The 11,882-nt window shown below is 63.6% G+C and carries 11 protein-coding genes; 1 reads left to right on the forward strand and 10 read right to left on the reverse strand.

Features of this window, described 5'->3' with window-relative positions:
* Positions 1–513: 513 nt before the first annotated feature.
* From JQ600_RS35145 to JQ600_RS35155, 3 genes are all read right to left on the reverse strand, one after another.
* Positions 514–1,518 carry an Hsp33 family molecular chaperone gene (locus JQ600_RS35145; protein ID WP_212392098.1) on the reverse strand — a complete coding sequence of 335 codons (1,005 nt, stop codon included), beginning with the start codon at positions 1,516–1,518 and terminating at the stop codon, positions 514–516.
* A 183-nt stretch (positions 1,519–1,701) separates the two neighbouring features.
* Positions 1,702–2,628: an ornithine carbamoyltransferase gene (gene argF / locus JQ600_RS35150; RefSeq protein ID WP_212208805.1), complete on the reverse strand. Its 927-nt coding sequence runs from the start codon at positions 2,626–2,628 to the stop codon at positions 1,702–1,704.
* Positions 2,628–3,833, reverse strand: coding sequence for an aspartate aminotransferase family protein (locus tag JQ600_RS35155; RefSeq protein WP_212392097.1), 1,206 nt, complete (start codon positions 3,831–3,833; stop codon positions 2,628–2,630). The genes argF and JQ600_RS35155 overlap by 1 nt, the downstream gene beginning before the upstream one ends.
* A gap of 482 nt (positions 3,834–4,315) precedes the next feature.
* On the opposite strand from JQ600_RS35155, the gene JQ600_RS35160 reads away from it, so the two are divergent.
* Entirely contained in the window at positions 4,316–4,825 is a 510-nt protein-coding gene (locus JQ600_RS35160) for a GcrA family cell cycle regulator (protein WP_212267534.1), read from the forward strand.
* A 169-nt stretch (positions 4,826–4,994) separates the two neighbouring features.
* Here JQ600_RS35160 and phoB read toward each other — a convergent pair whose 3' ends face one another.
* The 7 genes from phoB to JQ600_RS35195 all read right to left on the reverse strand — a co-directional run bounded on the left by phoB (position 4,995) and on the right by JQ600_RS35195 (position 11,882).
* On the reverse strand, positions 4,995–5,696 hold the full coding sequence (gene phoB, locus JQ600_RS35165) for a phosphate regulon transcriptional regulator PhoB (RefSeq protein ID WP_192735463.1): 702 nt from the start codon (positions 5,694–5,696) through the stop codon (positions 4,995–4,997).
* A gap of 75 nt (positions 5,697–5,771) precedes the next feature.
* On the reverse strand, positions 5,772–6,488 hold the full coding sequence (phoU, locus tag JQ600_RS35170) for a phosphate signaling complex protein PhoU (RefSeq protein ID WP_212033448.1): 717 nt from the start codon (positions 6,486–6,488) through the stop codon (positions 5,772–5,774).
* Positions 6,489–6,511: 23 nt separating this feature from the next.
* Positions 6,512–7,333, reverse strand: coding sequence for a phosphate ABC transporter ATP-binding protein PstB (pstB, locus tag JQ600_RS35175; protein ID WP_212267531.1), 822 nt, complete (start codon positions 7,331–7,333; stop codon positions 6,512–6,514).
* Positions 7,330–8,175 carry a phosphate ABC transporter permease PstA gene (gene pstA, locus JQ600_RS35180; RefSeq protein WP_212267528.1) on the reverse strand — a complete coding sequence of 282 codons (846 nt, stop codon included), beginning with the start codon at positions 8,173–8,175 and terminating at the stop codon, positions 7,330–7,332. Before pstA ends, pstB begins: the two co-directional genes overlap by 4 nt.
* Before the next feature lie 3 nt (positions 8,176–8,178).
* Entirely contained in the window at positions 8,179–9,168 is a 990-nt protein-coding gene (pstC, locus tag JQ600_RS35185) for a phosphate ABC transporter permease subunit PstC (protein ID WP_212267572.1), read from the reverse strand.
* 255 nt (positions 9,169–9,423) lie between these two features.
* Positions 9,424–10,434, reverse strand: coding sequence for a phosphate ABC transporter substrate-binding protein PstS (pstS, locus tag JQ600_RS35190; RefSeq protein WP_212267525.1), 1,011 nt, complete (start codon positions 10,432–10,434; stop codon positions 9,424–9,426).
* Between the two features lie 143 nt (positions 10,435–10,577).
* Complete coding sequence (locus JQ600_RS35195) at positions 10,578–11,882, reverse strand: ATP-binding protein (protein ID WP_212267524.1); 1,305 nt, start codon at positions 11,880–11,882, stop codon at positions 10,578–10,580.

An 11,882-nucleotide genomic window follows, 5' to 3' on the forward strand; every position in this document is an offset into this window, starting at 1 on the left:
TGCACACGAGCATACAGGGCAGCGGAGAACACCCGGCCTTCCCTGCGCAATGGCTTTACGGCTTATGCCGTGATCTCCCCGGAGACGAGTTCTTGGTTGACTCCGTCGCTGCCGTTCAGCTCTCGCCTACCGACAGCTTGACGCCTGCAACGGGCACCAGGACCACACGGTTTTGCCGTACGCTCATCCACGCCGTCGTCGAGGCGTAAACCAGCGTCCACCGCAACCCGTCCAACGTCCGTGACGACGGCCGACGCCCTTCTGAGTAGGACGGGATGGGCGAATATATGCCCCTGATTTGTGTTCTGGTAAACAGAAATCTTTTTTATTTTGGGGCTTGACAGGATTTCTTTAAATCAGAACTGATTTGCCCGACGGGTTGTTTTGTCGCACTGATTGCCGCGCATCCGCCATTGCGAGCGCAGCGAAGCAATCCGTAGCGCCGCAAGCAGAGGAATGGATTGCTTCGTCGCTACGCTCCTCGCAATGACGGTGGTAGGCAGAATCGCATCCCTACTCCACACCCGCTTCATCCGGCGTGAACTCATAGACCGACGAGCAGAACTCGCAGGTCACCACCACCTTGCCGTCCTTGACCATTTCGGCGCGGTCCTGCGCCTGGAAGCTTTTCAGCATCGACGACACCGCGTCGCGCGAGCAGGAGCATTGCGCGCGCAGCGGCAACGGCGTGAACACGCGCACGCCGCGTTCGTGGAACAGGCGATACAATAAGCGCTCGCCCGACAGATCCGGATCGAGCAGTTCGACATCCTCGACGGTCGAGATCAGCGACTGGCCTTCGACCCAGGCGTCGTCTTCGGCCACCGCATGCGTCACGGCGCCTTCCGGCGCATCGCCGGGATCGAGGTCGGCCTGCCGCGCCCGCTCCGGCGCCTGGGGCAGGAATTGCAGCAGCATGCCGCCGGCGCGCCAGCGGTGTTTCGGACCGTCGCCGCTGCCGCGCCATTCCTCGCCGACCGCAAGCCGCACGCGCGTCGGGATCTGCTCGGAGCGCAGGAAATATTCATGCGCGGCGTCTTCGAGATTGCCGCCTTCCAGCGCCACCAGGCCTTGATAGCGGCTCATGTCCGCGCCCTGGTCGATGGTCATCGCCAGATGACCGTTGCCCAGCAGCGCGCCGGAGTCCTGCCCGTCCTTCAGCCGCGTCGCATCGAAGCGCGCATAGGCGCGCAGCCGATCCGGCAGCTGGAAATCCACGATCAGGAACGACACCGGGCCGTCGGTCTGGGTCTGCAGGATGAAGCGCCCGTCGAACTTCAGGGACGAGCCCAGCAGCGTTGCCAGCACGATGGCTTCGCCGAGCAGCTTGCAGACCGGAGCCGGGTAATCGTGCTTGGTCAGGATGTCGTCGAGCGCGGGGCCGAGCCGGGTCAGCCGTCCGCGCAGGTCGAGCGCATTGACCTCGAACGGCAGCGCCGCGTCGTCGATGGGAACCGCCGATGGCGCGCGGATCGGCGCTGAGGGCGTGATTTTGATGTCGGGGGATTGTGATGTCATCGCGTCTATCTGGGGTCGGAAGGAGTGAATCGAAAGGGGTCTACCGTCGCCCCGGCGAAGGCCGGGGCCCATAACCACCGGCGGTAATTGTTTTACACGCTGATCGTTATCTTCCTTTTTCGACAAACAAGGCCGCGGCGTATGGGTCCCGGCGTTCGCCGGGACGACAGCTATGTTGAGGAGCTACGCCACTTCGTTAAAACACCAGGCCAGAATGCCCTTTTGCGCATGCAGGCGGTTTTCGGCTTCGTCGAACACCACCGATTGCGGGCCGTCGATCACCTCGTCGGTGACCTCCTCACCGCGATGAGCCGGCAGGCAGTGCATGAACAGCGCGTCGGGCTTGGCCAGCGACATCAGCTGGGCGTTGACCTGGTAGGGCTTGAGCACGTTGTGGCGATGCTCGCCGTCCTTGTCGCCCATCGACACCCAGGTGTCGGTCACGACGCAGTCGGCGCCGGCGACGGCGGCTTCCGGGTCGTTGCCGAGCACGATCGGCGCCTGCGTCGCCTTGATCCAGTCCTTCATCGCCTTGTTCGGCGCGAGCTGCGGCGGGGTGGCCACGTTCAGTTTGAACTTCAGGCGTTCCGCCGCATGCGCCCATGACGCCAGCACGTTGTTGTCATCGCCGGTCCAGGCCACGGTGCGGCCCTCGATCGAGCCGCGATGCTCCTCGAACGTCATCAGGTCCGCCATCACCTGGCAGGGATGCGAGCGCCGGGTGAGCCCGTTGATGACGGGCACGGTGGCGTTGGCGGCAAGCTCCAGCAACGCATCGTGATTGAGGATGCGGATCATGATCGCATCGACGTAACGCGACAGCACGCGCGCGGTATCGGCGATGGTCTCGCCGCGGCCGAGTTGCATTTCCGCGCCGGTCAGCATGATGGCCTCGCCGCCGAGCTGGCGCATGCCGACGTCGAACGAGACCCGGGTGCGGGTCGACGGCCGTTCGAAGATCATCGCCAGGGTCTTGCCCTCGAGCGGCTTTCTGGGCGTCTCATGCGCCTTCAGCTTCGCCTTCATGGCGACGCTCAGGTCCAGCATGTTGCGCAATTCCTTCGGCGGCAGCTCGCTGATATCGAGAAAGTGACGTAGGGACTTGCTCATCACCCCGCCGCCTTCTTCTTGTCGCCTGACAGCGCGATGCAGGCGCGTTCGAGGCTTTGGACGGATTGCTCGATCTCGGATTCGGAAACGATCAGGGGCGCGAGGAAGCGCACGACATTGTCGCCGGCGCCGACCGTCAGCAGCTTCTGGTCCCGCAGCGCGGCGACGAGATCGCCCGAGGGCACCACGGCCTTGACGCCGATCAGCAGCCCTTCGCCGCGCACTTCCGCCAGCACGGAAGGATAGCGATCGACCACGGAAGCGAGCTTCTGTTTCAGCAGCAGCGACACTTTCTGCACGTGGTCGAAGAAGCCGGGTTTGAGCATCACGTCGAGCACCGCATTGGCGGAGGCGATCGCCAGCGGGTTGCCGCCGAAGGTCGAGCCGTGCGAGCCCGGCGTCATGCCGGACGCCGCCTCTGCCGTGGCGAGACAGGCGCCGATCGGAAAGCCGCCGCCGAGCGCTTTTGCCAGCGACATGATGTCGGGGGTGACGCCAAGGCGCTTATAGGCAAACAGATCGCCGGTGCGGCCCATGCCGGTCTGCACCTCGTCGAAAATCAGCAGCAGGCCCTTGTCGTCGCACAATTGGCGTAGCGCCTTGTAGAATGCATGCGGCGCGCTGCGGACACCGCCCTCGCCCTGCACCGGCTCGATCAGGATGGCGGCGGTCTGCGGCCCGATCGCCTTCTTCACCGCCTCGAGATCGCCATGCGCGACCTGGTCGAAGCCGTCCAGCGGCGGACCGAAACCTTCCAGATATTTGGCCGAGCCGGTCGCCGCCAGCGTGCCCAGCGTGCGACCGTGGAACGCGCCCTCGAAGGTGACGAGGCGATAGCGCTCCGGATGTCCCTTGGCGGCGTGATAGCGGCGCGCGACCTTGATCGCGCATTCCATCGCTTCCGCGCCGGAATTACAGAAGAACACCAGATCCGCAAAGCTCTGCTCGCACAGCCTTGCTGCAAGCTTGTCGCCGTCCGGGCTCCGGAACAGGTTCGACATGTGCCAGAGCTTGGTGGCCTGCTCCTGCAAGGCAGCGACCAGATGCGGATGGCAGTGGCCGAGCGCATTCACCGCCACACCCGAGGTGAAGTCCAGATAGCGCTCGCCTGACGTCGAGATCAGCCACGCGCCTTCGCCGCGTTCGAAACCGAGATCGACTCTCGCGAATACGGGAAGCAGATGCGACGGGGCGCTGTTGGTCATGGCTATCACTGACGGTTAGAGACCGGCCACATAGCGTGCATTGGCGCGAACGCGGCACAGCCGGTCTTGCGAAAACAAAACGTGCCGCCTTTTCGGGGCGGCACGTAACAAGCATTCTATGCTGGCTTTGGACCGTGTCAACACGCCTAAAAACGGCTTTCCTGCAGTGCAGGATAAAGCAATCCGTAGCATTCCGGTGCAGTGGAAAACTCCAATTACAATGCATAAATACCGGAACATGTGGACGCACGGACGCGGACTCTTGCGCCAGAGTCCCGCCATATTGTAGCGTCTGGGCTGTCGGGTACGACATCTCGTGCGGAAGTACTGACCCCTAGAGTCCATTTTGTAAGGCGTAAACGTTCGGGCGGCTTTTTTGCGCCCGGCGAGGGCTAAGGGATTCTGCCCGCTGGGATTTTTGAGAATTGGCATCGCCAGCGCTGCCCCCGGTTTGGCCGGCTCTGTGCGAAGGGAAGAATGCGATGACGGTATTGACCTGGTCCGACGAGCGCGTCGAGCAGCTTAAAAAGCTCTGGGAGGGCGGACTTTCCGCCAGCCAGATCGCCGCGGAACTCGGAAATGTGACGCGAAATGCAGTGATCGGCAAAGTGCACCGGCTGGGTCTCTCCGGCCGTGCCAAGAGCCCCTCCTCGGCCGCGCCGCGTCAGCGCAAGGCGCGCCCCGCCCAGCAGATGATGCGGGTGGCGCGCCCGGTGTCGCGCGGCAACACCGCGCTGGCCCACGCCTTCGAGGTGGAGATGGAGCCGGATCCGGTCGCCTACGACAATGTGGTGCCGATGAGCCAGCGGCTGACGCTGCTCGAATTGAACGAGGCCACCTGCCACTGGCCGATCGGCGATCCCTCCAGCTCGGAATTCTTTTTCTGCGGCGGCAAGGCGCTCAGCAGCCTGCCCTATTGCGCGCATCACTCGCGCATCGCCTATCAGCCGGCCTCCGATCGCCGCCGCCCGGCGCCGAAGCCGACCAGGTAAGAGCTGCGCATCAGCTACGCGGAAAATATCCGCTGTCGTCCCTGCGAACGCAGGGACCCATAACCACAGGCGATCGTGGTTAGGCTTGGCTGGAGCTCCAGCTCGCTTCAAAAATCGATACTTGTGGTTATGGGTCCCGGCCTTCGCCGGGACGACGATGGAGTATTGGCTACTCCACCTTCGCGAACCGATCATCCAGCGCGTAGCCGGCGCCGCGCACGGTGCGGATCGGGTCCTGTTCGCGGCCGGGGTTGAGCAGTTTGCGCAGGCGGCCGATATGGACGTCGACGGTACGCTCGTCGATGTAGATGTCGCGGCCCCAGACGCTGTCGAGCAGTTGCTCGCGGCTGAACACGCGGCCGGGATGTTCCAGGAAAAACTCCAGCAGGCGATATTCGGTGGGGCCGAGATCGATCGGACGGCCCGAGCGCGCGACGCGGCGCTTCTCGCGGTCGAGTTCGATATCGCCATAGGTCAGCACGGTGGCCAGCCGCTCCGGGCTCGCCCGCCGCAACAGGCCCTTCACCCGCGCCAGCAGCTCCGGCACCGAAAAGGGTTTTACGATGTAGTCGTCGGCGCCGGTCGCCAGCCCCCGCACCCGTTCGCTTTCCTCGCCGCGCGCGGTCAGCATGATGATCGGCAGCGCCTTGGTCTCCGGCCGAGCCCTTAAGCGGCGGCACAGTTCGATGCCGGACAGGCCCGGCAGCATCCAGTCCAGCACGATCAGGTCGGGCACCCGCTCCTTCAACCGTGTATCGGCGTCGTCACCGCGGGCGACGGTTTCGACCTCATAGCCTTCGGCATCGAGGTTGTAGCGCAGAAGCGTGGTGAGCGCTTCCTCGTCTTCAACCACCAGAATGCGTGCGTTCATCTATGTAAGCCTCTTGTGTTTTGACGCGCTGTCGATACGCGAAAAACGTCTCTCGTTCCGCTGTCAGTTCAGTAACTAGTTTCCCGGCACAGTCGTGGCGAAATTCGTCATGTCGCCCTTCGGGCGCTTGTCGAGGATCTGCTGGCCTTCGATCATGTAGAACACGGTCTCGGCGATGTTGGTGGCATGGTCGCCGATCCGCTCGATGTTCTTGGCGCAGAACATCAGATGGATACAGAACGAGATGTTGCGCGGATCTTCCATCATGTAGGTCAGGAGTTCGCGGAACAGCGAGGTGCAGATGGCGTCGACTTCCTCGTCGCCCTTCCAGACCGCCATCGCCGCCGGCAGGTCGTGCGACGCGTAGGCGTCGAGCACGGACTTGACCTGCGACTGCACCAGGTCGGTCATGTGTTCGAGACCGCGGATCAGTTTCAGCGGCTGGAAATCGTTCTCCAGCGCCGCGACGCGCTTGCCCATGTTTTTGGCGAGGTCGCCGATCCGTTCCAGATCGGTGGCCACCCGCATGGCGCCGACGATCTCGCGCAGGTCGATGGCCATCGGCTGGCGGCGGGCAATCGTCAGCACCGCGCGTTCCTCGATCAGGTGCTGCAGGCGGTCGATCTCGGCGTCGGAGGCGACGACGCGTTTTCCGAGCGCAACGTCGCGCCGGATCAAGGCATCGACGGATTCGGTGATCATGCGTTCGGCAAGGCCGCCCATTTCGGCGACCAGGCGGGTCAATTCCTGAAGATCGCTGTCGAACGCCTTCGCGGTATGCTCTGAAGCCATTGTCTTCTCCTCGCGATGTGCGCTTAGCCGAACCGGCCGGTAATGTAATCCTGGGTGCGTCGATCGCTCGGCGAGGTGAAAATCTTGTTGGTGTCGTCGAATTCGACCAATTCACCGAGATACATGAAGGCGGTCTTGTCCGAGACGCGCGCCGCCTGCTGCATGTTATGGGTCACGATGGCGATGGTGTAGTCCTCCGCCAATTCTGTGATCAATTCCTCGACCTTGGCGGTCGAAATCGGGTCCAGCGCCGAGCAGGGCTCGTCGAACAGGATCACTTCAGGGCGCACCGCCACCGTGCGCGCGATGCAGAGCCTCTGCTGCTGGCCGCCGGACAGGCTGAGGCCCGATGCATTCAGCTTGTCCTTGACCTCGTTCCACAGCGCACCGCCACGCAACGCCTTTTCGACGCGGCCGTCCATCTCGGATTTCGAGATCTTCTCATAAAGGCGGATGCCGAAGGCGATGTTTTCGTAGATCGTCATCGGAAACGGCGTCGGCTTCTGGAACACCATGCCGACCCGGGCGCGCAGCAGATTGAGATCGAGCTTGGGGTCGAGGATGTTGGTCTGGTCGAGCATCAATTGCCCGGTCGCCTTCTGGCCCGGATAGAGGTCGTACATCCGGTTGAAGATCCGCAGCAGCGTGGACTTGCCGCAGCCGGACGGCCCGATGAAGGCGGTGACGCGGTGGGTGCCGAGCGTGAGGTTGATGTTCTTCAGCGCGTGGTGCTCGCCATAGTAGAAGTTCAGGCCCCGCGCGGTCACTTTCGGCGGCGCGTCGGGCAGCGCCACGTGGGGAACGCCCGCGTTGACGGCACTCATGGATACAGAAACTTCGGTCATTTTGCGGTCCTCTCGGCGCCAAGGATGCGCGCGCCAATATTCAGGGCGAGTACGGTCAGGGTGATGAGCAGCGCCCCGCTCCAGGCGAGCTGCTTCCAGTATTCGTAGGGGCTCTGCACGAAGTTGTTGATGGTGACCGGCAGGTTCGCCATCGTCTTGGTGAGATCGAGGCTGAAGAACTGGTTCGACAGCGCGGTGAACAGCAGCGGCGCGGTTTCGCCGGCGACGCGGGCGGTGGCGAGCAGCACGCCGGTGATGAGACCACTTCGCGCGGCGCGATAGGCGATCCGCTTGATCACCAGCGAGCGCGGCAGGCCGAGCGCGGACGCCGCTTCACGCAGCGGATTGGGCACCAGGCCGAGCATGTCCTCGGTGGTGCGAACCACCACGGGGATCACGATCACGGCCAGCGCCAGACAGCCGGCAAAGGCCGAGAAGCCGCCCATCGGCACCACGATGGCGCCGTAGACGAACAGGCCGATGATGATCGAGGGCGCGCTGAGCAGGATGTCGTTGATGAAGCGGATCACCGAGGTGAGCCGGTCATGCTTGCCGTATTCGGCCAGATAGGTTCCGGCCAGCATGCCGAGCGGCGCGCCGATGCCGACCCCGATCGCAGTCATGATGATCGAACCGATGATCGCGTTGCGCAGACCGCCATCGGTCGAGCCGGGCGGCGGCGTGTCCTGGGTGAAGACGGCCAGGTTGAGGCCGGCCAGGCCGTTATAGAACAGCGTGAACAGGATCAGCGCGAGCCAGGTCACGCCGAACAAGGCGGCGCCGACGCAGAGGCCCCGGATGATGATGTCGTTGCGGCGGCGGGAGGCGTAAATCGGGTTCATGGCTCAGTTCCCCGCCTTCTTTTCCAGCCGCATCAGCATCAGCCGGGCGGCCGACAAGACGAAGAACGTCAGCACGAACAAGAGCAGGCCGAGCAGGATCAGGCCGGACTGGTGCAGGCCGTCGCTCTCGGCGAATTCGCTGGCGATCGCCGCCGAGATCGTGGTGCCCGGCGCGAAGATCGAGGATGAGATCTTGAACGAGTTGCCGATGATGAAGGTGACCGCCATGGTTTCGCCGAGCGCGCGGCCGAGCGCCAGCATCACGCCGCCGATCACGCCGACCCTTGTGTAGGGGATCACCACGTTGCGGACGACTTCCCAGGTGGTGCAGCCGACGCCGTAGGCGGCTTCCTTCAGCACCGGCGGCACCGTCTTGAAGACGTCGACCGAGATCGAGGTGATGAAAGGCAGCACCATGATCGCAAGGATCAGCGCGGCGTTGAACAGGCTGAGATAAGACGGGGGACCTGCGAAGATGGTGCCGAGAACCGGGACGCCGTCGAAGATGCTGATCATGAACGGCTGGAACGAGTTGGCCAAAAACGGGCCCAGCACGAAGAAGCCCCACATGCCGTAGATGATCGAGGGAATGCCGGCGAGCAGTTCGACCGCGAGCCCGATCGGACGGCGCAGCCAGATCGGACAGATCTCGGTCAGGAACACCGCAATGCCGATACCGACCGGAATGGCGATCATCATCGCGATCACGGAGGTGATCAGCGTGCCGTAGATCGGCCCGAGCGCGCCCAGCACCGGCGGATCGGCTGATGGCGCCCAGCGCGAGGTGAACAGGAACGAGAAGCCGTATTCCCTGATCGCAGGCCAGGCGCCCACGATCAGCGATAAGATGATGCCGCCGAGAATGAGCAGCACCGAGATCGCACAGGCGCGCGTGAGCCAATAGAAGGTAACGTCACCAAGCTTGAAGGCGCTGAGGGCCCTGGCGCGATCGTAAGGTCCTGCAGCTTCCATCACGTCGCTCTGAACGGCCATGTCTGCCACGCCAATCCCCTGTACTGTATAGCCCAACTGCCCCGGACCCGGCGCCGGTTTTGCACCGGACTCTTGAACCAAGACCCCTGTCGGCCAAGACCTTGTCGACCAAGTCACTCGGCAAACCAGACCCGCCCGTATTCGCCCTCCTGCCCGGAGGGAAAGACCCAACCCGGAAAGACCCGGGTTGGGCAAAGTGGGAGCACGCTCCCATTGTCGCCGGGCCGGAACGCCGCCCGGCTCTTGTTCTTAAGTTCAGCTCTTGATCTCGGCGGTCCAGGTCTTTTCGATCAGCTTGACCACGGAGTCCGGCATCGGGATGTAGTCGAGCTCCTCAGCCATCTTGCCGCCCTTCTCGAACGACCATTTGAAGAACTTGATGGCTTCCTGGGACGCGGCCTTATCGGTCGCGGACTTGTGCATCAGGATGAAGGTCGCGGCGGTGATCGGCCACGAGGTTTCGCCGGGCTGGTCGGTGAGGATCACGTAGTAGCCGGGCGCCTTCGCCCAGTCGGCGTTGGCCGCAGCAGCCTGGAACGAGGCTACCGTCGGCTGCACGGTCTTGCCTGCCTTGTTGACCATCGCGGCATAGGTCAGCTTGTTCTGCTTGGCGTAGGCGTACTCGACGTAGCCGATCGCGTTCTTGGTCTGGCCGATGTTGCCGGCAACGCCTTCATTGCCCTTGGCGCCAACGCCCGTCGGCCATTCGACCGCGGTGCCGAGACCGACCTTGGCCTTCCACTCGGCGTTCGACTTCGACAGATAGTCGGTGAAGTTGAAGGTGGTGCCCGAACCGTCGGAGCGGCGGACCACGGTGATGGCGTCGGTCGGCAGCTTCAGCTTCGGATTGAGCTTGGCAATCGCGGGATCGTCCCACTTCTTGATCTTGCCGAGATAGATGTCGCCGAGCACTTCGCCCGAGAGCACGAGTTCGCCCGACTTGATGCCTTCGAGGTTCACGACGGGGACGATCGCGCCCATCACCATCGGCCACTGCACGAGGCCATCCTTTTCGAGGGCCTCAGCCTTCAGCGGCGCATCGGTGGCGCCGAAGGTCACGGTCTTGGCCAGGATCTGCTTGATGCCGGCGCCGGAGCCGATCGACTGGTAGTTCAGACCGTTGCCGGTCTCCTTTTTGTAGGCATCGGCCCACTTGGAATAGACCGGGAACGGGAAGGTGGCGCCTGCGCCGGTGATATCGGCGGCGAATGCCGAGGTCGAGGCGGCGACGAGGCCTGCCGCGACGATTGTCTTGATGAAATTCATGGCTGGTCTCCATCTGGTGAGCGAAGCGCCTGTTAACGCCCGATCGCGCTCACGCCGCATCCGTTTAGGTGCGGTCAATAGAGCTTTTACGAAGGTTCGATGACAGTTGGATGACAGACTCAAGCGATTGGAATCGCTAGAGTTTAAGTCCCTGCCGGGGGTTTCGCCTGGGGAAAGCAGGCGGTAAAAGTGGCCCCGTTTTTGGGCACGCTTTCGATCAAAAGCCGGCCGCGATGGCGGTTAACAATATGTTTCACCAAGGATAAACCGAGCCCGGTTCCACCCTGCGCCCGGCTGTCGCCGACATCGACCCGGTAGAACCGCTCGGTCAGCCGCGGCAGATGCTCCGGGGCAATTCCGGGCCCGAAATCGCGCACCAGGACGCGGACTTCCGGCGCGCCATCGGCGGAATTCGCATGCACCAGCGAGACGATGACCTTGCCGCCGGACGCGCCATATTTGAGCGCGTTCTCGATCAAATTTTCGAACAGCCGCAGCAGCTCCTCGCGATCGCCCGCGATCGTCACCGGCAGCTCCGGCAGATCGATCTCGATGGCGACCTGGCGTTCATGCGCCAGCGGCTCCAGCCCGTCGGCGACCTGGCGGATGATGGGCACGATGTCGACCGAGGTATCGGGCCGAACATGCGCCGACAATTCGACCCGCGACAGCGACAAGAGATCGTCGATCAGCCGCGCCATGCGCGTCGCCTGCGCGTGCATGATCCCGAGAAAGCGCTCGCGCGCCTTGACGTCATCCTTGGCAGGCCCCTGCAGCGTATCGATGAAACCGGACAGGGCGGCGAGCGGCGTACGCAGTTCGTGGCTGGCATTGGCGACGAAATCGGCGCGCATCTCCTCGACCCGGCGCAGCGGCGTCTGATCGTGGAACGTCATCAGCATGCACTTGTCGGCGCCGCCGAACAGCGTCGGCACCGGCACCGGCGTGATGATCAGCTCCATCCAGCGGTCGACCGGCACATGGTCGAGATAGGTCGCGCGGCGCGGCTCGCTGGTCGCGATCGCCTCGCGCAGGGCGGTGATGATTTCGGGCGAGCGAAGCGCGAACTGGGCAAGCTCGTTCTTGCGCAAAGCGGGGGCAAGCTGGGCTGCCGCAGCATTGAGATGGATCACGCGGCCGGCGCGGTCGAGCAGCACGGCCGGATCCGGCATGCCGGCCACGACGGCGCTGACGGCGGCGGCTTCGACCGGATTGACGCCGCGAACGTCTTCGCGCGAGGTGGCCGTATCATGCAGCCGCCATGGCACCAGGGCTGCGGCGGCAATGCAGATGAAGGCCGCAACGGCGCGCGCCACCCCGAGTTCGCCGGTCGCAACGAATACCGACAAAGCGAGGCCCGCGACCAGCAGGATAATGGCCGAATGCCGTAACCGGTCGGACCATGGGGCAAAATAGGAGGAGGAAGAGGAGGAATCGTCTATCGCCAT

Origin of the sequence: Bradyrhizobium sp. AUGA SZCCT0176 (assembly GCF_018130145.1) — a bacterium.
Taxonomy (GTDB): Bacteria; Pseudomonadota; Alphaproteobacteria; order Rhizobiales; family Xanthobacteraceae; genus Bradyrhizobium.

Coding starts and splice junctions, on each gene's coding strand:
- pstC (WP_212267572.1), bottom strand. CDS start 9,168: ATGGCCGTTCAGAGCGACGTGATGGAAGCTGCAGGACCTTACGATCGC.
- argF (WP_212208805.1), bottom strand. CDS start 2,628: ATGAGCAAGTCCCTACGTCACTTTCTCGATATCAGCGAGCTGCCGCCG.
- JQ600_RS35195 (WP_212267524.1), bottom strand. CDS start 11,882: ATGGCGATAGACGATTCCTCCTCTTCCTCCTCCTATTTTGCCCCATGG.
- pstS (WP_212267525.1), bottom strand. CDS start 10,434: ATGAATTTCATCAAGACAATCGTCGCGGCAGGCCTCGTCGCCGCCTCG.
- phoB (WP_192735463.1), bottom strand. CDS start 5,696: ATGAACGCACGCATTCTGGTGGTTGAAGACGAGGAAGCGCTCACCACG.
- JQ600_RS35155 (WP_212392097.1), bottom strand. CDS start 3,833: ATGACCAACAGCGCCCCGTCGCATCTGCTTCCCGTATTCGCGAGAGTC.
- pstB (WP_212267531.1), bottom strand. CDS start 7,333: ATGACCGAAGTTTCTGTATCCATGAGTGCCGTCAACGCGGGCGTTCCC.
- phoU (WP_212033448.1), bottom strand. CDS start 6,488: ATGGCTTCAGAGCATACCGCGAAGGCGTTCGACAGCGATCTTCAGGAA.
- pstA (WP_212267528.1), bottom strand. CDS start 8,175: ATGAACCCGATTTACGCCTCCCGCCGCCGCAACGACATCATCATCCGG.
- JQ600_RS35160 (WP_212267534.1), top strand. CDS start 4,316: ATGACGGTATTGACCTGGTCCGACGAGCGCGTCGAGCAGCTTAAAAAG.
- JQ600_RS35145 (WP_212392098.1), bottom strand. CDS start 1,518: ATGACATCACAATCCCCCGACATCAAAATCACGCCCTCAGCGCCGATC.